Origin of the sequence: Pantoea sp. PSNIH1, assembly GCF_007680655.1 — a bacterium.
Lineage (GTDB): Bacteria > Pseudomonadota > Gammaproteobacteria > Enterobacterales > Enterobacteriaceae > Pantoea > Pantoea eucrina.
Genome location: NZ_VEIP01000001.1, coordinates 733,534 through 752,831, shown reverse-complemented (window position 1 = coordinate 752,831; position 19,298 = coordinate 733,534). Strand labels below are relative to the sequence as shown.

General features: G+C 62.8%; 15 protein-coding genes and 1 pseudogene. 9 read left to right on the top strand and 7 right to left on the bottom strand.

All coding sequences use genetic code 11. The features are described 5' to 3' along the window. Nucleotides 1–31 precede the first annotated feature (31 nt). Nucleotides 32–805, top strand: coding sequence for a triose-phosphate isomerase family protein (locus tag FS690_RS03480; protein ID WP_039385861.1), 774 nt, complete (start codon nt 32–34; stop codon nt 803–805). A 68-nt stretch (nt 806–873) separates the two neighbouring features. After that, nucleotides 874–1,845: a sugar-binding transcriptional regulator gene (locus FS690_RS03475; protein WP_039384324.1), complete on the top strand. Its 972-nt coding sequence runs from the start codon at nt 874–876 to the stop codon at nt 1,843–1,845. Between the two features lie 8 nt (nt 1,846–1,853). Here the strand turns inward: FS690_RS03475 and FS690_RS03470 are convergent, their stop codons facing one another. Then, nucleotides 1,854–2,576, bottom strand: coding sequence for an HPP family protein (locus tag FS690_RS03470; RefSeq protein WP_039384326.1), 723 nt, complete (start codon nt 2,574–2,576; stop codon nt 1,854–1,856). 164 nt (nt 2,577–2,740) lie between these two features. Between FS690_RS03470 and rluF the strand changes: the two genes are divergently transcribed. Then, nucleotides 2,741–3,622, top strand: a complete 882-nt coding sequence (gene rluF, locus FS690_RS03465) for a 23S rRNA pseudouridine(2604) synthase RluF (RefSeq protein ID WP_039384328.1) — start codon at nt 2,741–2,743, stop codon at nt 3,620–3,622. A 37-nt stretch (nt 3,623–3,659) separates the two neighbouring features. Here the strand turns inward: rluF and FS690_RS03460 are convergent, their stop codons facing one another. Together FS690_RS03460 and FS690_RS03455 are read right to left on the bottom strand one after the other, a co-directional pair. After that, a complete protein-coding gene (locus tag FS690_RS03460; RefSeq protein ID WP_104084957.1) occupies nt 3,660–4,400 on the bottom strand; it encodes a nitroreductase family protein in 741 nt (246 codons plus the stop codon). 110 nt (nt 4,401–4,510) lie between these two features. Then, nucleotides 4,511–5,536 (bottom strand): NADP-dependent oxidoreductase, encoded by a 1,026-nt coding sequence (locus FS690_RS03455; protein WP_104084958.1) that lies wholly within the window; start codon nt 5,534–5,536, stop codon nt 4,511–4,513. Nucleotides 5,537–5,735: 199 nt separating this feature from the next. Here FS690_RS03455 and FS690_RS03450 point away from each other — a divergent pair, with 199 nt between their 5' ends. Beyond that, entirely contained in the window at nt 5,736–6,848 is a 1,113-nt protein-coding gene (locus tag FS690_RS03450) for a beta-propeller fold lactonase family protein (RefSeq protein WP_145339084.1), read from the top strand. 302 nt (nt 6,849–7,150) lie between these two features. Next, nucleotides 7,151–9,262, top strand: a complete 2,112-nt coding sequence (locus FS690_RS03445) for an FUSC family protein (protein WP_039384337.1) — start codon at nt 7,151–7,153, stop codon at nt 9,260–9,262. Here FS690_RS03445 and FS690_RS03440 read toward each other — a convergent pair. Beyond that, complete coding sequence (locus tag FS690_RS03440) at nt 9,244–13,653, bottom strand: DEAD/DEAH box helicase (RefSeq protein WP_145339083.1); 4,410 nt, start codon at nt 13,651–13,653, stop codon at nt 9,244–9,246. The two genes, FS690_RS03445 and FS690_RS03440, sit on opposite strands and share 19 nt — an antisense overlap. Before the next feature lie 106 nt (nt 13,654–13,759). On the opposite strand from FS690_RS03440, the gene FS690_RS03435 reads away from it, so the two are divergent. Then, complete coding sequence (locus FS690_RS03435) at nt 13,760–14,311, top strand: YbhB/YbcL family Raf kinase inhibitor-like protein (protein ID WP_145339082.1); 552 nt, start codon at nt 13,760–13,762, stop codon at nt 14,309–14,311. 33 nt (nt 14,312–14,344) lie between these two features. On the opposite strand, the gene FS690_RS03430 is transcribed toward FS690_RS03435, so the two are convergent. The 3 genes and pseudogenes from FS690_RS03430 to FS690_RS03420 all read right to left on the bottom strand — a co-directional run. Then, a complete protein-coding gene (locus FS690_RS03430; protein ID WP_145339081.1) occupies nt 14,345–14,551 on the bottom strand; it encodes a hypothetical protein in 207 nt (68 codons plus the stop codon). Next, nucleotides 14,490–15,752 (bottom strand): ATP-binding protein, encoded by a 1,263-nt coding sequence (locus tag FS690_RS03425; protein WP_255471477.1) that lies wholly within the window; start codon nt 15,750–15,752, stop codon nt 14,490–14,492. The genes FS690_RS03430 and FS690_RS03425 overlap by 62 nt, the downstream gene beginning before the upstream one ends. Nucleotides 15,753–15,939: 187 nt before the next feature. Continuing rightward, nucleotides 15,940–16,755: pseudogene (locus FS690_RS03420) on the bottom strand (esterase); the annotation flags it as partial. A 184-nt stretch (nt 16,756–16,939) separates the two neighbouring features. Here FS690_RS03420 and FS690_RS03415 point away from each other — a divergent pair. The 3 genes from FS690_RS03415 to FS690_RS03405 all read left to right on the top strand — a co-directional run bounded on the left by FS690_RS03415 (nt 16,940) and on the right by FS690_RS03405 (nt 19,243). Then, a complete protein-coding gene (locus tag FS690_RS03415) occupies nt 16,940–17,482 on the top strand; it encodes a hypothetical protein (protein WP_071668817.1) in 543 nt (180 codons plus the stop codon). A gap of 43 nt (nt 17,483–17,525) precedes the next feature. Beyond that, nucleotides 17,526–17,768: a hypothetical protein gene (locus FS690_RS03410; protein ID WP_145339078.1), complete on the top strand. Its 243-nt coding sequence runs from the start codon at nt 17,526–17,528 to the stop codon at nt 17,766–17,768. Between the two features lie 401 nt (nt 17,769–18,169). Then, on the top strand, nt 18,170–19,243 hold the full coding sequence (locus FS690_RS03405) for an acyltransferase (protein WP_108569320.1): 1,074 nt from the start codon (nt 18,170–18,172) through the stop codon (nt 19,241–19,243). Nucleotides 19,244–19,298: the final 55 nt, after the last annotated feature.

Below are 19,298 nucleotides of genomic sequence, written 5' to 3'. Positions count from 1 at the left end.
GTCAGGGCGCGCTATAACCGGGAGCTGCATGATGTCTCAGCCACAACGCTTACTTGGTGTCAGTCTCAAAATGTACTTTGGCTATCAGCAAACGCTGGCGTGGTGCCGCGAGGTCGCCAGCCTGGCCGATCACCCGGCGATCAGAAGCGGCAGGGTCGGCCTGTTTATCCTGCCCGCCTATCCGGCGATCCCTGCCGTAGCGGAGATCTTCGCGGGCACGCCGGTACGCATTGGCGGACAGGATGTTTGCCAGGCGGAAAATGGCGCCTGGACCGGTGAAGTCAGCGCCAGCATGCTGCAGGAGCTGGGCTGTTCGCTGGCTGAAATCGGTCATGCGGAGCGGCGGCGACACTTCCGCGAGGATGCGGCGCAGATTGCCGCCAAAGTGGCGATATCGCTACAGCACGGGCTGACGCCGGTGCTCTGTATTGGCGAGTCGGAGCAGGGCACGCCCGCGGAGGCGATTGCGCTCTGTGCCGCAGAGCTTAACGATGCGCTGGCGCAGGCGGCGGCGCATCGCCTGCGGGGCGAGATTCTGTTTGCCTATGAACCCCAGTGGGCCATTGGCGCGCCGCAGCCGGCCCCCGACAGCTATATTCGTACCGTCTGCGCCGGGCTGCGGACGCTGCCGCTGCCCGCCGGTATTACGCTGAAGGTGATATACGGCGGCAGCGCCGGACCGGGTCTGATCCAGCGGCTGGGCAGTGATGTGGATGGCCTGTTTCTTGGCCGCTTTGCTCACGACCCGCAGGCGCTGGCGCAGATTATTGAAGAGGCCAGCGCGCTCGCCGGTGGCAGAGCATAGCGGGGCGGCCGCGATGAGTGCTATAACTTACGGCTGCTTACGACCGCGTTACACAGGACAGAGAAGAGATGGAGAATACCACGCCGGGTCAGGATGCTGAGCTGCTGACCGAGATTGCCGTCGCCTACTATCAGGATGCCATCACGCAGGAGGAGATCGCGCGTAAATTTGGTATCTCGCGCATCAAGGTCGGGCGACTGCTTAAACGCGCGCGCGAAGAGGGCATTGTGGAAATCAGCGTGCGCTACCATCCGGTTTTCAGTACCCGGCTGGAGCAGCAGCTGCAGCGCTCTTTTCCGCGCCTGCAGCGGGCGCTGATTGCGCTGGATTCCGCCGACAGCGACGAGCAGCGCCGTCAGGTAGCCGCGCTGGTGTCTGCCCATCTGGCGCAGACGCTGAAAGATAACGCTATCGTCGCTGTCGGTCAGGGGCGTAACGTGGCGGCGGTGGCCGATCATCCGGGTCAGGTGCCCGACCGCAACTGCCTGTTTATCAGCGGTATTGGCGGCACGCACCGCCCGGGCGACGCCATCAACGCCGATCACATCAGCCGCCGGCTGGCAAAGAAGTTTGGCGGCAGCAGCGAAACGCTCTATGCCCCCGCCTACGTGGAGAACCGCGCGCTGCGCGACAGCTTTATGCAGAACGGTACGGTAAAAGAGACGCTGGATCGCGCGCGTAAAGCGGATGTGGCGCTGGTGGGGATCGGGGATATGAATGAGAACAGCTACATGGTGAAGCTGGGCTGGTTTACCCCGCGTGAAATTATCGACGCCAGCGTTAATCAGGGTGTGACCGGTGATATTGCCGGCTATGACTTTTTCAACGCCCGCGGTGAAGCGGTGGAGACGGTCATGAATGAGCGCGTGATCGGGCTGAGCATTGATGAGCTGCGCCGGATCCCGTGCGTGATCGCGATAGCCGCAGAGAATACCAAGGCGATGGCGATACTCGGGGCGCTGCGCACCGGGGCCATCGATATCATCGCGACCTCGGCGCAGAATATCCGCACGGTGCTGAGCCTGGTACAGGCGCGCTAAAGCGCGCTTTAGCGTATCTGAACGCGCCGGATTGCAATCTCTTCGGCGCGCTGCAGCAGCAGCTGCAGATCGTCCTCATCAATATCCAGCAGGGGCCCGCTCTCCAGCGCCTGATGCAGGTCGTCGCGCGTGAGCGGAACCGGCATCGCTACCGGCTGCGGTTTCGCCTCGGCGGCCGCCAGCGGATGAGGATAGCGGCGTCCGGCGAGGTTATTAAATACGATCGCCAGCAGCGCGAGGCAGACAGAGTTAAGCATCACCGGCGTCAGCACAAAGTGGTAGCCGAGCTGCGCCACGCTGCCGCCGCCGAGAATCGCCGTCAGCGCCACCGCGCCGCTGGGCGGGTGCAGACAGCGCAGCTGAAACATCACCGCAATAGCGAGACAGGCGGCTACTCCGCACGCCAGTGCCGGCTGCGGGATCAGCAGTGCCGTGGTCACGCCAATAACGCCGGCAACGAGGTTACCGCCAATAATCGACCACGGCTGCGCCAGCGGGCTATTGGGCAGGCCAAACAGCAGCACCGCAGACGCTCCCATTGGCGCGACAAACCACAGGTTTACCGCACCCAGCATCCAGTGGCTGATGAGACTCGTCAGCATAAGGCCCAGCCCGGCTCCGAGGCTGGCCAGCAGGCGCTGTCTGCGCGCCACGGGCAGGGGATGTGGCCAGAAGCGGGCCAGAAACAGGCGCAGCGAGGCCAGTCGGCTCGCCGGTTGCGGTTGTGTCATAGAAAATCCGTGAGAAGCCAGAAACAGTGGCCGGGGATTGTCGCCTGGCGTCTGACGCTAAACAACCCTGCAGTCTGCAGGGATTTATGCGCGTATGCGGAAGGTGCGACAGCCTTACGCAACGGCGGCAGTTGAGGTATAGTCCGTTTTTTTTCGGAGGAACCATGCTGCCTGACTTATCTACCCGCCTGAACAAATACATCAGCGAGAGCGGAATCTGCTCGCGCCGCGATGCCGATCGCTATATCGAACAGGGCAACGTATTTATTAACGGTAAACGCGCCGCCGTCGGTGCTCAGGTGTACGCCGGAGATGAGGTCAGGGTGAATGGCCAGCTGATTGAGCCGCGTGACGCCGACGATCTGGTGCTGATTGCGCTTAACAAACCCACCGGCATTGTTACCACCATGGAAGAGGGTGAGCGCGACAATATCGGCGACTTTGTGAACCACAGCAAGCGCGTGTTTCCTATCGGCCGGCTGGATAAAGATTCGCAGGGGTTAATTTTCCTCACCAACCACGGCGATCTGGTTAACAAAATTCTGCGCGCCGGTAATAACCACGAAAAAGAGTATGTGGTGACGGTTGATAAACCGATCACTGATGAATTTATCGCGGGCATGGCGGGTGGCGTGCCGATGCTGGGCACGGTAACAAAAAAGTGCAAAGTTAAAAAAGAGTCGACGTTTGTGTTCCGCATTATTCTGGTGCAGGGGCTCAATCGCCAGATCCGCCGCATGACCAAACACTTTGGCTATGAGGTGACGAAGCTTGAGCGTACGCGCATCATGAACGTCAGCCTGAAGGGGATTCCGCTCGGCGAGTGGCGCGATCTGACCGATGATGAACTGATCGATCTGTTTAAGCTGATTGAGGATTCGTCATCAGAAGATACTAAAACCCGGCAGGCGCAGGCGAAGAAAAAAACGGCGTCGCCGGCGAAAAAAGCGCCCGCTGCGGCTGCAAAGCAGGGCGATAAAGCGGGGGGCCAGGGCGCGAACCGCAAACGCTTTACCCAGCCCGGCCGCAAAAAAAAGGGGCGTTAAGCCCCGGATTATCCGCCCGGCCTGCGGGCGGATCGGATTATTTATCGGTGCCAAACCCCTGTTTATGGAGCGCCGCCAGCACGTGCGGGAAGTAAATGTGCTGGTAGTAGCCGCTGACGCTGTCGCTCCAGCTCTCGCCATCGCTGCGGCCGGTAGTTTGCCAGTGCTGCACCAGCTGCGCGTTGTAATCAGCGATATGCTGCGGCAGATCCGCCTGCTGATAACGCTCTTCGTGGCGGAAAGTCGGCAGCGGCAGACGCGGCTTCTGGTGCGCAGGCTGGTCGACGTGGCCGATGACCACCCCGGCAACCGGGAAGGTATAGTCGGGCAGATCCAGCAGCGCGATCATCGCTTCCGGATCGCGGCGGATGCCGCCAATCGGCACAATACCCAGCCCCTCAGCCCGCGCGGCGGCCATGACCGATCCCAGCGCAATGCCCACATCGGTGGCGCCGGAGACCACGCTTTCAATACTCTGCTGCGCAATCTGCTCACGGCCGCTGGCTTCTATCGCCAGGCGCGACTTATGCATATCCAGGACAAAGGTCAGAAACACGGGCGCTTTCGCGATCCACGGCTGCCCGCCGGCAATGGCGGCAATCTGCTGGCGCTGCGCGGCGTCGCGGGTGACGACGACGGATACCTGCTGGGAGTTGACCGAGGTAGGCGCGTAGTACGCCGCTGAAATAATTCGCTCAAGTACCGCATCCTCTACGGGCTGATCGGTATAGCTGCGCTCACTCTTATGCTGAGCGAAAAGATCGATAATGGAACTCATGCTGCCTCCTGTTGTGGGGGAGAGAGCGTAGCAGGCCGGGTAGCGGTGCGTTTTACCGTTATTGCCGTGAGGTAAAACCGGGTGCCGTGGCGGCACCCGGGCGGGAGGTATCAGCTGACTTTCACCACGGTTTTACCGAAGTTTTTGCCATTAAGCATATCGAAGAACGCCTGCGGTGCATTCTCCAGCCCCTCAATCACATGCTCGCGATAGTGCACCTTCTCCTGCTCAACCAGCGGCGTCATCGCTTTCAGAAACTCAGGATAGCGGTCGCCGTAGTCCTGGAAGATAATAAAGCCCTGCATGCGGATACGGCGTTTCAGGATCCCCGCCATGATCAGCGGCGTGCGGTCAGGTCCCGGCGGCAGGTCGCGGCTGCTGTAGCCCGAGACGAGGCCGCAGACCGGAACGCGGGCAGCGGTGTTCAGCAGCGGGAATACCGCGTCAAACACTTTACCGCCGACGTTCTCGTAATAGATATCGATACCGTCCGGGCAGGCCGCAGCCAGCTGGTCGGCAAAGTCATCACTGTGGTGATTGATACAGGCGGAGAAGCCGAGCTTTTCAATCGCATAGCGGCACTTCTCTTCACCCCCGGCGACGCCCACCACGCGGCAGCCGTTAAGCTTGCCCAGCTGTCCCACGGTCGCGCCGACCGGACCGGTCGCCGCCGCCACTACCAGCGTTTCGCCCTTTTTAGGCTGACCAATGTCCATCAGCCCCATATAGGCGGTGAAACCGGGCATGCCGAGAATGCCGAGCGCCCAGGAGGGGTGAGCCAGCTCGCCGAGCTTTGCCACGCCTTCGCCATCAGAAACCGCATAGGTCTGCCAGCCGCTCTGGGCCAGCACCCAGTCGCCCGCTTTAAAATCGCTGTGCTTTGATGACTCAACCTGACACACCGTGCCGCCAACCATCGGCTGGTCGAGTTCCGCCGGGGGCGCATACGATTTACCGTCATCCATGCGACCGCGCATATAGGGATCCAGCGACAGCCACACCGTGCGCAGCAGCATCTCACCCTCTTTGATCTCCGGCACCGGTTGTTCCACCAGCCGGAAGTTCTCTTTTACCGGTTCGCCCTCGGGACGGGAAGCCAGCAGCCAGGCCTGGTTTGATACAGCGTGTTGCGACATAGTTACCTCTCTTATGACAAACGGGTGAGGCAAGTGTAGCTGAGGATAAGCGCACTGCCGTTAGCGGATATTGCGCGACCGGTCTGCCGCAATAGTTTGTCACTCATTCGCGGAAGGGTGTTATATAAGAGCGACCGATTGCCAGATCCCCCCGGACCGTGCTGCTTCGCATGTGCCATTTCCTGACCCGGAGATTGTTATGATAAAACCGTTACGCGCCGCGCTGCTGCTGGCGACGCTGGCAGGCAGTACGCCGCTGCTGGCGCAGACTTACGTCTATGTTTCAGAAGCCGGCGACGGCACGATTGCGCGCTACAGTCTGGATCAGCACGGCGCTCTGCACCTGCTGGGCCATACTCCGGCGGACGGCAAGGTGATGCCGCTGGCGCTCAGCACCGATAAAACCCATCTTTATGCGGCGATCCGCAGCAAGCCGCTGCAGCTGGCAAGCTGGGTGATTGATCGCCGCAGCGGCGACCTGACGCAGAAGCAGCAGGTGCCCGCCGCCGCCAGTTATCCCTGGATCGTCGCTGAGCCGCAGGGGCGTTTTCTGCTGGCGGCTTCGTATGATGGTAACGTCGTTGATGTATACCGGCTGACGCCGGAAGCGACACTCAGCGCACCGCCGGTGAGCCGGTACGCCACCGGGCCTGCCGCTCACTCGGCCATTGCGGATCCAGCCGGCAAAACGGTGTATGTCGGCAACCTCGGCACCGACCGCGTGCTGCAGCTGACGCTGAGCGACAGCGGCACGCTGGCCGCGCTCGGCAGCGGGTATGTCGCTACGGCTAAAAACAACGGCCCGCGCCACTCGGTAATGTCCGCAGACGGGCGCTTTCTGTATAACATTGGCGAAATGGGCGGGGTGATCACGCAGTTCCGGCGTGAGGCGAACGGGGCGCTGGTAAAAGTTGCTGAATCCCCCAGCGCGGTTGCCGCCTCTTATCATCTGGCAGAGGGGCGCGAACGGCCGCCGGGATACAGCGATCCCACGCCGCGTATCTGGGCCGCCGATATTCATCTCACGCCGGACGGGCGCTTTCTCTACGTCAGCGAGCGCACCAGCAGTACGCTGAGCGGCTACCGGGTAGATGCAGAGAGCGGGGCGCTGACGTTAGCGGGCAGCTGGCCGGTGGAGAAGCAGCCGCGCGGGTTTGCCATTACCCCGGACGGACGCGGGCTGGTGGTCAGCGGCGAGAAGAGCGCGGTGATTGGCAGTTACCGCATCGATCCGCAAAGCGGGGCGCTGACGCGCACCGGTGAAGCGCCGGTGGGCAGCGATGCCAACTGGGTGACGATCGTGCACTACTGACGGCTGTGCAGGCGGCGGTCTGCACAAAATAATTTTATGGAGCCGCCGCACAGCTGAGAAATGTGATCGCCGACACATTTTATCTGTTAACCGGACGATTCCCTCCGGTGCCGTGCAGCCACTACGCTGGTCGCTGCGGCACCGGCAGCTTCGATAAGCGGCGTTAACGGATAACCGCACACGCGGGGCGTATCATCCAGCATAAATTTTGATGACGAAACAATTTGTCGTAGTTATCTGCGTGAGCGCAGGCAGCAATCTGGCAGGATACGCCGCACTTAGTGCCTTCTGGTCCCTGTGACATGCCGTGGCTTACCCGACCCGCTCTGTTCTTTGCCTTAAAAACCACGCTCGCTGCGTTTCTGGCGCTCTGGCTGGCGCTGGAGATTAACCTGGATCGCCCCGCCTGGGCGCTGACGACGGTGTTTGTCGCTTCGCAGCTCTACTCCGCCTCGACCATCTCTAAATCGCTGTTTCGTCTGCTCGGCACGCTGCTGGGCGGCCTGTTTATCTTTCTGATTTTTCCGCTGACGGTGGCGCATCCGCTGCTGTTCAGCCTGGTGATTTCACTCTGGGTCAGCGGCTGTCTCTGGCTCTCACTGCATGATCGGACGCCCAAAAGCTATGTGTTTATGCTGGCGGGCTACAGCGCGGCGATTATGGGGTTTCCGGAAGTTTACACGCCGTGGGGCATTACCAGTACGGTGCTGTCGCGTATTGAAGAGATCACCTTAGGCATTGTCTGCAGCAGCCTGATACACGGCCTGCTGTTTCCGGTCTCCATGCGCAGCCTGCTGGAGCAGAGCGTGACGCAGTGGTATCTCACCGGCCGCCGGCTCTGTCACGATCTGCTCTCCGGGCCGGTTAGCGCCGTCTCGCCCGAGCGGGAAGCGATCCTGACGCAGATGGCTACCGCACCGCAGCAGGTGGAAATTCTGATCACCCACTGCGTCTATGAGGGTGACGCTGCCCGGCGGCTGATCCGCTTAGTCAGCGCGCAGTATCAGCATCTCTCCTATCTTATCCCGACGCTGACCGCCATCGAGCTGCGCCTGCAGCGCCTGGCCGCACGCAATATCCTGCTGCCTGACTATGTGGCGCAGGGATTTCAGCAGTTCCTGCAGTGGCTCAGCGACGGAGAGGCGCCGGGCGATGTGATCGGCATTCAGCTGGAGCTGACCCACCGGCAGGCGCAGATCAACGCGGCGTGGCGCGCCGGCGAGCTGCCGGTGGAACACTGCCTGCTGCTGAGCGGGCTGCTGGAGCGCATGATCGACTTTGTGCGCATCGCCGGGGCGTATCAGAGCGTCAGTGGCATGGTGAGCGATTTGTCGGGTGACACCGCACTGGCGCGCGGCAGACGCACCCACCGCTTCTTTGATCGCGGGCTTATCCGTCTTTCGGCGCTGACCGCTTTCTGCGCCACCTTTGGCAGCTGCCTGCTGTGGATGGGAAGCGGGTGGCGCGACGGCGCCTCTGCCCCGGTTATGGCGGCGATCCTGAGCTCTTTTTTCGCCAGCCTCGATACGCCGCTCACCTCGATGAAGCTGTTCGTGCGCGGCGTGCTGATCGCCATTGGTATCAGCCTGGTGTATGTCGCGCTGCTGCTGCCGCAGGCGACCTCGTTTGAGGCGCTGATAATCTGCATGGCGCCGGGGCTTATTATGCTGGCGCTGACAATCGCCCGCCCGGCAACCAACCTGATTGGCCTGAGCGTGGCGATTCAGATCCCGGGACTGATCGGTTTTGGTCACCATCTGAAGCCGGATCTGGTGCTGCTGGTGAATAACGCCATCGCCTCGGTGACCGGTGTCCTGTTTGCCGCGATCGCCACGGCCATTATGCGCAACAAGCGGCCGTCGTGGAGTGCGCGGCGCGCGGTGCGGCGCGGACTGCGCGAGCTGCTGCGCTTTATTAAGGAGATTGAGCGCAACGGCTCATCCCTGCCGGCCCGGCAGCGCTTTATCAGCCTGATGCTGGATAAGGTCAACATGGTGCTGCCGCGTCTGCGTCTCGATCCGCAGTCAGATATGAGCAGCGCCGGTATGCTGCTTAATGAGGTGTGGCTGGGCGTCAACAGCTTCGACTACTATGCGCGGCACCGGGTGCTGCTGGGTAATTACCTGCTCGACAGCGGGGCGTTTTTCTATGAGCTGGGACGCTTTCTGAAGCAGCGGCTGAAGTCGCTGCAGAGCGCCCCGCACGCTGAACTGCAGCAGACGCTGGATCTGCTGCTGCTGCAGCTGGAAGCGCTGGCGCTGGATGATGAACGCCTGTTTACGCCGCTGTTTCATCTGTTCAGCGTCCGGCTCTATCTGTTTCCGCAGCTGGCGTGGCCGGAGGCGACCGCCGGCCAGCGCGCCGCCCTGCAGCAGCACGCTCTGCGCCTGCGCGCTCAGCCATCCCAGCTGTAGCCGCCCGGTACGCGCGCAAAGCCTGCCGGTTTCAGCAGCGCCGTCAGCGGCGACTGGCTGGCCGGAGAACCATCAATCTGCTCCAGCGTAAAGCGCAGGCGCGGCTCGCGCCGGAGGGCCGCGGCTAGCGCGCCAAGCGCCTGCTGCAGGATCTCCGGCGATATATCTGCCATAAACGTATGCAGCTGTTTACCGCCGGGCGGCAGCCAGAGCAGCGGCTCTCCCTGAAACAGCACCACCCAGCTGCCGCTGCGCCGCAGCGGTTTCGTCCCGGAGAGGGTCAGCGGCCACGGCAGCTGGGTGCCAAACGGATTAGCCGGATCCAGCGTAGCCAGCGCCAGCGTCGCAGCGGACGGCGCGCGCTGCAGCTGACGGATACGCTCAATCAGCGCCGGCTCAGCGAACTGCGCGGCCCCCATGCCGCTGACAAAACGCCCGCGCAGCAGGTGTCCGGCATCCTCCATCGCGCGCAGCACCGGCTGCAGCGCCGGAAAACCACCGGGGATCGCGCTGCTGCGGGCGGCGCCGTGCGTTGCCACGCCGCTGCGGTCCAGCAGGGCGCGGGTCAGCGCCAGCGCCCGCACCGTATCGGACGCCGGTCTGATATTCAGCAGCGTCCAGCTGCCGGGCAGCGTCACGGTGGCGGCCAGGGCCGGACGCCCGGCGCCGCCGGGTGCCGCGCCAAAATGGCGTCCGGCCATGCGGCGACGGCGTGCCGGACGCGGTTTGCTGCGCAGCGGCGGCATCCGCAGCGGCTGCCAGCTCTGCGACGTGATCCAGCCACGCCACACCAGATCCCACAGCGCCGCGTCGGTTTCCGGTGACGCACCATCACCGGCGTCGCTCTCGGTGGCGAGCTGCAGCTGCCGGAAGGTTGCGCTGCCGTGCTGCTGCAGGTGCGCCACGATCCGCTGCTGCAGAGGTGACAGCGTCACGACTTGCGTCTCCGCCGGTGGCGTCATGATTGCGGCAGCGGCGTCAGCCGGGCAGAGTTCCACCCGCTCCTGTCGCGTGCCGGCTGCGCGGCTGCCGCGCCAGAGCACCTCGCCGCTCGCCAGCAGTTCATCCAGCAGCGCGGGCTGGTAATCAGCGATACGCGCCGGAAAAATCTGGCTCTCCCACAGCCCGGCAGGCAGGGCCACGCCGGCCAGCTGCGCGATCACCCGGCGCAGACCCTCTGTACCGCTGAGCCGGGCGGTAAGCGCGTGGCGCTCCGTCAGCGCCTGCACCCATGCCGCCGGCGCAGCGGGTTGGGTCGCCTCACGCGCCGCCTGCAGCGATGCCAGCCGCAGACGCCGGAATACCGGTGCGGCGATCCACTGCACCCCGCCGGAGGCGGGTTCGCTTCTGACGACACCCGGCGTCTCCGCCAGCAGCCTCTCTGCCGTGCCGGCGTCGAGGCCAAAATGCCGGGCGACCTGGCTGGCTCTCACCAGCGTGTGCGTCTGCAGATAGCGCCTGACCAGCCCCTGCAGCGGGTGAACCGCGCTCTCCGGCACTGCGCTGCCGCCACCGGAGAGCGCCTGCAGGCGGGCGGCATCTTCTGCGACCGCAAAACAGGCCTGCGTACCAGACGTAACCGGCAGGATCCGGCCCGCCTGCTGCAGGGTTTCCAGCACGTTTGCCAGCGGCGGCGCGCCCCGGTAGCGCCGGGCTATCTCTCCGGCGCTGAGCGGCCCCAGTTCGCGCAGCAGATCCACCACCGTTTCCTCGCCGGTAGCCTGGCGTGCTGGCGTCAGGCGCTGCAGCAGCGCTTCCGTCTGCGCAATGACGTTTGCGTCCAGCAGCTGCTCTGGCGGCAGCGCCCCGATCAGCTCGCTGAGCAGTGACGTATCCAGCGCCAGCAGTGCGGCCAGCTGCTCAGCCTGCGGCACCGCCCGGCGATCGGCGTCAGCCAGATGGCCGGTCAGCAGCGCGGCAGCGAAGGGCGAGGGCGCGTCAGTTGTTACCTCGCGCAGCTGCACCTCTCCGGCGCGGATCTGCGCCATCAGCTGCTGCAGCGCGGGCAGATCATAGACATCCTGCAGGCATTCACGCGCGGTTTCCCGCAGCAGCGGAAAATCCGGGAACGGCCGCACGGCGTCAAACAGCTCTGCGGCGCGCAGCCGCTGCTGCCAGAGCGGGGTGCGCTGCCCGGCACGCTGACCCGGCAGCAGCAGGGCGCGGGCGGCGCATTCGCGAAAGCGGGCGGCAAACAGCGGCGATCCGCTGACGGCGCGGCTGACCCGCTGCTGTAACTCATCCGGCGTAAACTGCAGCCAGTCGGAAAGTGAAAATGTGGCATGCGGCGGCAGACGCGTCACAATGCCGTCGTCGCTGGCGACCACGTCAGCCGTTATGCCGTGCTGTTCCGCGAGCCGATCGGCCAGCGCCAGTGCCCAGGGCGCGTGCACGCGTCTGCCCCACGGCGAGTGCAGAATAATGCGCCAGTCGCCGCTGTCGTCCGCACAGCGCTCAATCAGCAGCGTGCGATCGTCCGGCAGCTGTCCGGTCGCCACCTGTTGCTCACGCAGCAGCGTCTGCAGATTACGCCGGGCGTGCGCGTCCAGCGCCGGGTCTTCTGCCGTGCCGTTTGCGGCCTGACGCAGATAGCGGCCGCGCGCCGCGCCGAGCGATGCGGCGCGTCCGGGCGCATCCGCCTGCCAGAACGGCAGCCGTGCGGTGCGTCCCGGTGCCGGTGTGACAATCACCCGGTCGCGCATAATCTGCTGAATACGCCAGGTTGTGGCTCCCAGCGTCACGATGTCATTGACGCGCGAGCCGTAAACCATCTCCTCATCCAGCTCGCCCACGCGGCGGGTACCGGCCTGCGCCTCACCCTCCGGCAGCATCACGCTGACGCTGCCGCGATCGGGAATGGCGCCGGCGTGCATAATCGCCAGCAGCTTTGCGCCGGGCCGGGCCGTGATGCGATCCGTCTGCGGATCGTGGATCAGCCGCGGGCGCAGCAGGGAGAAAGCGTCAGTGTCGTCGCGTCCCGTCAGCATCGCCAGCACCGCATCGTAATCGTGCCGCGACAGCGTCAGAAAAGGCGCGCTGCGCGTGACTTGCTTAAACCAGCGGCCAGCCTCCAGCGGCGCTATGGCGGCGGCAGCGATGGTCTGCTGGGCAAGAATATCCAGCGGGTTTTCCGGCACGGTCAGCGGCTCCGTTTCGCCCGCCAGCATCGCCGTGACGATCACCGCCGTCTGCAGCAGATCGCTGCGCGATCGGGGCCAGAATTCCCCCTGCGGCGTGCTGCCCGGCCGGTGTCCGGCGCGTCCGGTGCGCTGCAGGGCGCTGGCGACCGACGGCGGCGTACCGACCTGAATCACCTGTCCGACGCTGCCCATATCGATCCCCAGTTCCAGGCTGGAGGTGGCCACCACGCAGCGCAGCGCACCGCTCTTCAGCGCGCTCTCGATCAGCAGGCGCTGCTCCCGGGCAACGGAGCCGTGGTGCGCGCGTGCGATCTCTGCGGCGTCGTCGCGCTGCTGCTGCTGCCAGCGGGCGTTAAGGCGCGCCGTCAGCTTCTCCGCCAGCGCGTGCGAGTTGGTAAACACCAGCGTGGTGTGATGGCGCAGCACCGCCGCCAGTATTCCCGCTTCCAGATGCGGCCAGAGCGCGCCGGCTTCGCTTTCGCTCCCCGGCAGCGGCGGAGGAGCCGTGAGATCCGGCACCGGGACCGTGACGCGAAGCTGCAGCGGGCGCGGCAGCGGCGGATTGACGAGAGTGACCGGGCGGCGACCGGCCAGAAAGCGCGCCACGGTCTCCGGCGGGTTTACCGTTGCGGATAACCCGATACGCTGCGCCGGCCGGGCCAGCTGCGCATCGAGCCGCTCCAGCGACAGGGCCAGATGGGCGCCGCGTTTGTTGCCCGCCAGCGCATGAATTTCATCAACGATGATGCTGGTGACGCCGCGCAGCGTATCGCGCGCCTGCGAGGTCAGCAGCAGATAGAGCGACTCCGGCGTGGTGATTAAGATATCGGGCGGATGGCGGCGCAGCGCTGCCCGCTCGCGCGCCGGGGTATCGCCGCTGCGGATCCCGCAACGGAGCGTGATGGCCGGCTCGCGCTGCTGCTGACGACATGCGCTGACGCCCGCCAGCGGCAGCTGCAGGTTGCGCGCCACGTCGGCGGCCAGCGCTTTAACCGGCGAGATATAAAGCACGCGCGTGGTTTCTTCGTGCGCAACGGCGGCATCCGGACTGCGCTCGCGAAACAGCGCATCGATGGCGTGCAGAAACGCCGCCAGCGTTTTGCCGGAGCCGGTCGGCGCCACAACCAGCGTATGGCTGCCGCCGGCGATCGCCTCCCAGGCCGCCTGCTGAACCGGCGTCGCCTGATCGAACGTCTGTGTAAACCACAGGCGCGTGGCGGGTAGAAAGTGCGACAGCGGTGGGACAGACATCCCGGACTCCTTGCGGGTAAGAGGGCGCGATTAGCAGTGTAGTCGCCCGCGCGCGGCTGAACAGGTTATATACTTGATGCTCAGCGATTTATTACGGGAGCTTGTTATGAACAGCGTAAAAATGGCGTTACTGGCGCTGGCGCTGCCGGTCAGCGCGCTGGCCGCGCCGGTATTTACCCTGCAGTCGCCCGATTTTCAGGATGGCGGTATGCTGCAGAAGGCGTTTGCCGGCAATAAACCGGGCAATCCGGCGTGCAGCGGCGAGAACCTCTCACCCGCCTTCAGCTGGCGCGATGCGCCGCCGGGCACACGCAGCTTTGCGCTGCTGATGACCGATCCGGTGGGTGCGAAAGGGCTGGGCGTGGTGCATATGGTCGCCTATAACATTCCGGCGGATCGGCAGCAGTTTGCGCGCGGCGAGCTGAGCAGGGGAACCGGTTATACCGGCGGCACCAACAGCCCAGGCACGGCGCACTACTATGGACCCTGTCCGCCTGCGGGCAGCGGCATGCATCACTACAACTTTGTGATTATCGCCACCGATCTGCCGCCGGACAGGCTGCCGGCCGGGCTGACGCATGATGCGCTGATCGCTCAGCTTAAAGGTCACGCGCTCGCCAGCGCCACCCGCGTCGGTCGCTTTACCAACGATGAGTAAACCGCCACGCCCGCTGCCGTGCCGGGCGGGCAGTTATCTGGCGTCGGCGGGTGCCACCTCCAGCTCCAGCTGGTTTTCTGCCAGCGTTTTACCCTGTGCGTCGATAAGCCAGGTCTGCACCCGCAGCGGAGTAGCGCTGACGGGGGTGAGCGGCACATCAAGCACGTTACTGCCGGTATCAGCCGCCGCCGCGACCTGCCAGCTGCGCCTGATAGCGCTGGGTGTTTTTGATGAAGTCATGGATGTTCTTGCCCCGGCTGATGCCTGCATTTTTAAACGTCTGGATCGGCTGGAAATTATGATACTTCCAGCGGGTCCAGAGCGGATCGCCGGGTTCGGTTGAGGCTGGCCACCATTCGCGGCGCGGAATGATGCTCTTCAGGGTGGCCAGATCGGGCAGCGCCTGCGCACCGAACTCCGTGACGGTGGCCGTTTTCGCCGGCTCAAGCAGATTATTCAGCGTGCCAAAATACCAGCCTGCCCAGTAGTGCTCTTCCACAGCAGAGTAAGGATGCACAATGCGGCTGCGATCTTCCGCCAGCGCCTCTGCCACACGCCGGGTCAGGGTGCGGTTAAGATCTTTATGCCAGTCGGGAAAGCGCTTCTCCATCCACGGCGAGTTAAACGGCGGCTCGTTCTGGCCGCCCCAGACCACGATAGCCGGCGAGTTGCCAAACTGCGCGGTCATGGCGCGGGTCTGCGCCACCGCGTTATCCGCAAAGGCGGCAGAGTCGTTATAGCCCCACTGCAGCGGCACATCCTGCCAGATCAGCAGGCCGCGCTCGTCAGCCGCCTCATAAAGCGCCCGGCCCGCCACGTGACCATGCACGCGGATAGCGTTGGCGTTCATCTTCTCCACCAGCGTAAAATCGCGCAGATAGCGCGCTTTGTTCATGGTGCTGAGCCACGGGGAACCGATGTAGTTGGTGCCGCGAACAAAGATCCGCCGATCGTTGATGCGCCAGCCCTGATTATTTTCCAGCGCCTCCACCTTGCGCAGACCGGTGCGGCTGCTGCGCCGATCCATCACGCCGCGATCGTCACGGAGCGTGGCGCTGACCTGATAAAGATAGGGTTTGCCGTAGCCCACCGGCCACCACAGCCACTCCACCAGCCGGGCAGAGATGGTCAGCCCGAGCCCGGTGCCGCCATATTTGCGGGTGGTCGAGGTGTCTGCCTGGCTGAACGATTCAAATATCAGCTGCTGCTTCTCCGGTGGAATACCGATGCCGGTGTCGCGCACCTGAAAGCGCAGCCGGTTGTGCGTGGCATCGCGCGTCACGGCCAGTTCAACCTCGCCCTGATGGGTAAACTTCAGCGCGTTGCTGATGAGATTGGTCAGGATCTGGCGCAGGCGTATGGTGTCAGCGAGAAAGGTGGCGGGAACATCCGGGGTGACGTTAATCAGCAGCTCCAGCGCTTTTTCACTGGCGGCCGGCATCAGCGGCCGCGCCACGGCGTGCAGGAACGGGCGGATCTCAAACCGCTCTTCATCCAGCTCAATTTTTCCCGCCTCTATTTTGGAGTAGTCGAGAATATCGTTAATGATGCGCAGCAGCACTACCGGGTGCATTTTTCCTGTGATGAGCAGGGCGTCACCGTCACGTTGTCCGATAGCGGGCAACCGGTGCCTGGCCGCCAGCTTCGCTGCGCACGCGGTAGCGCTGAGCGATACGCGGCATAATCTCCTGCGTTAACTCACGATCGGCTGCCTGCGCGTTACGCGGATAGAAGGTTTCACGCCGGGAGGCGGGCGCAAAGGTCTCGGGGATGGCATCGCTGATATCCGTCTCCGTATCCGGGATCACCACCAGCATCGGGACAATTTTACCTTCCGCCAGCAGGTTATCCATGATTTGCGGGATGCGTCCCTGGGTTACCGCCGACAGCGCGGTGTCGCCAAAGCCGTGATAGAAATAGAGCACGGGCAGGGGATCCGCGGCGTCCGCCGCGCCCGGTGGCACCCAGACCGCCAGCTGTCGCTCGCGCTTCAGCACCTCTGAGTGCCAGGTCAGGGTATGGATTTCGCCATGCGGGACCTGACGCGTATCCAGCAGGCTGCCGGGCACCAGAATCAGGCTGGTATTGACCTGTCGCTGTGGTTTGGGCAGGGAATTGCCGGTATCGATGCTGCGAAAGCCATCTACGTTAAAGAAATATTCATACAGGCTCGGGGCGAGCGGTTCACTGGTAAAGCGCCAGATACCACGCTCATCCTTAGTCATGGGATGCGCGACATAGCGGTCAGGCGTGGCGCCGGTGACCACATCCACCGCTTTTGCAGAGGGTGCCCAGAGTCGCCAGGTTATGCTGTCATCGGTGTTAACTGCGGAGAGATACTGTTCAGGGACCAGCGTATCAGGCGGGCGCTGCGGCAGAGGCTGCGCACCCGCTCCGGCGCTCCACAGCGCGGTGCAGACCAGGGCAATAAGAGAATAACGCATCAGTTTTCCTTACCAATAGACGGTATTGCAAGTGTGGCACAGGCCGCCTGAAAGTGAGAGAAACGGCGAGAAAAGTGTGAGAGCTGCAGGCAATTTGCAGGAAGCGTAGCGGGAATCGCGAACTGCGCTACCTTTAATAACGGGTGCTCACGCGTTAAATAACATCATTAATAGGGGGACAGCGGTGAAAATAGCCTGTTTAGCATGGGGGTCACTGATCTGGAAACCTGGTGAACTGCCGGTGGCCGGCGAGTGGCATGCGGATGGTCCGGCGCTGCCGGTGGAGTTCTGTCGTATTGGCGATGGCGGTGAACTGGCTACGGCGCTCTGTATGAACGCGGCACCAGTTAACGTTTACTGGGCAGTACTGGCGAGCGTTTCGCTGCCGGAAGCGGTGGCGGCACTGCGTCTGCGCGAGGCGATCCCTGATGAGCGTGAAGATGGCGTCGGCATACTGCTGCAGCCGCAGCATACGCCGGGTGTGCTTAGCGACTGGGCGCAGGATCGCTGCCTTGATGCGGTAATCTGGACCGCGCTGCCGCCGCGCTATCAGCACCAGGAAGGCTTAATCCCCAGCTGCGACGAGGCGCTCGCGCATCTCGCCAGCCTGAGCGGTGAGGCGGCTGAACACGCATTTGATTATATTCGTCGCGTGCCGGCGCAGTTCGACACCGCTTATCGCCAGCGCCTGCAGGCGCTGATCGACACGTCAGCTGAAGTGGCGTAGAGCGGCGTAAAAGTTATCCTGAAGAATTTTGATGCGGTATGAGATGGCACTGTACCGTATCGTTGAACAGCTGATGACAATATTTGCAGCTGAACCGGAAAGCTATAATGTGCCGGCAGCATTCTGGCAGAAAGCGTTACCGGTTAAAGCAGCGGACATGAAAGAGTATGTGGAGCGTATTCGCCAGGATAAGCAGCGGCGACTGCAGCAGAAAAAGCAGAAGGCTAATGATCTCAACGGAAGAGGTGAGGCGGGTAGCAGGGAAAACGGTCTGACAGAGGTCTGAGGTCATTGCGTCGTTGCGGATGAAATCCATCATTTAACATAATATACATTATGTGCACTTTGGTGGTGGCCGGTAATCTATCGCAGAATAGACATTTATACAGAATCGGCCGCATGTACCTGGGCGCCATTAATGGCGCCCCTGTGGGTTTTATGGGCGTGCGTTGAATGATGACGTGTTATCCGGGCGCTCCGGCGAATTTTGTAGGGGGCGCATTAATGCGCTCCTGGTGAACATGCGCCCGCCCCCTGGTAAAAGAACCTGCGCCCGACCCCGGCTCACGCATAAATCCGGCGACCGCCCGGCGGGATTCAATTAGCATGTATTCATGCGTCATCTTTTATCGTGGTACTTTCTGACAAAGTACCTCGGACAACCCGATCGGCCACAGGATGTGTTAAATGAAGATCCTTTCTGTTCAGTATCTGCGCGGGCTGGCCGCGCTGCTGGTTGTTGTTGCGCATAACGCGTTACTGTTACCGGATGGTATGGCGGCGCATATTCCGGGCGCGCTGGGCGTCGATATCTTCTTTATCATCAGCGGCTTTATCATGACCTTTATTACGGCACACTCCGCTGAACGTCCGCTGCCTTTTCTGATTAAGCGTTTCTTTCGCATCTGGCCGGTGTTTTTTCTGGTCTGGCTGGCGGCCTGGACGCTGGTGTATAACGAACGCGGATTCCAGCAGATGGGCTGCGTGCTCTACTTTTGTCTGCAGGATTACAGCAGTGCCGGACCGGTGTTTGGTTACAGCGCGCTGGGACCACCGTGGACGCTGACTTATGAAGTGCTGTTCTATACGCTGTTCACGCTGGCGATGTGTATCAGCTATCGTCAGCGCAGCCTGGTCTGCAGCCTGATGTTTATCGTTGCCTCCGTCGGCTTTCAGCTGGCCTATAACGGCAGCGTCACCCTCTCCTCTCAGGCGTCTCCGGACCTGGTGGTAAACGCCTGGTGGCAGGCGTGGATCAAACTCAGCAGCAATACCATCGTATTTGAGTTTATTACCGGCATGCTGCTGGCCGAACTGGTTGTCAGCGGCAACATGCCGGCGCTGCGCACCCGCGGGCGACGCATTGTCTGGTTAGCGCTCGCCGCCGCGGCAGGTATCGCGTTGCTGACAGGCCCGCAGCCATTTGGCCTGCACGGCGGCTACTGGCTGGCCGCCATTATCATGGCTTGCGTCATTCTGCTTAGTGACGAACGACAGTCAGCGCCGCAGCCGGTGCTGAATTTCCTCGGCAATATCTCTTACTCCCTCTATCTGGTGCACTATCCGCTGCGCCGCGTGCTGCTCAACCAGCTGCCGGCTGACGCCAGCGCAGGCACAAAGCTGCTGGTCTTTGCGCTGTCGGTAAGCGGCAGTATCGCGCTGGCTGCGCTGCTGTTTCGCTATGTCGAACGCTACGCTATCCGCGCGGGGAAAAAGCTGGCCGATAGCTGTTATAGCTGGTTCTCCGTGCAAAAAAGCTGACCGAACAGCCGTGCCAGGCAGCTGAGGATACCTCCCCGCCGGGTGCTGTCCTGCT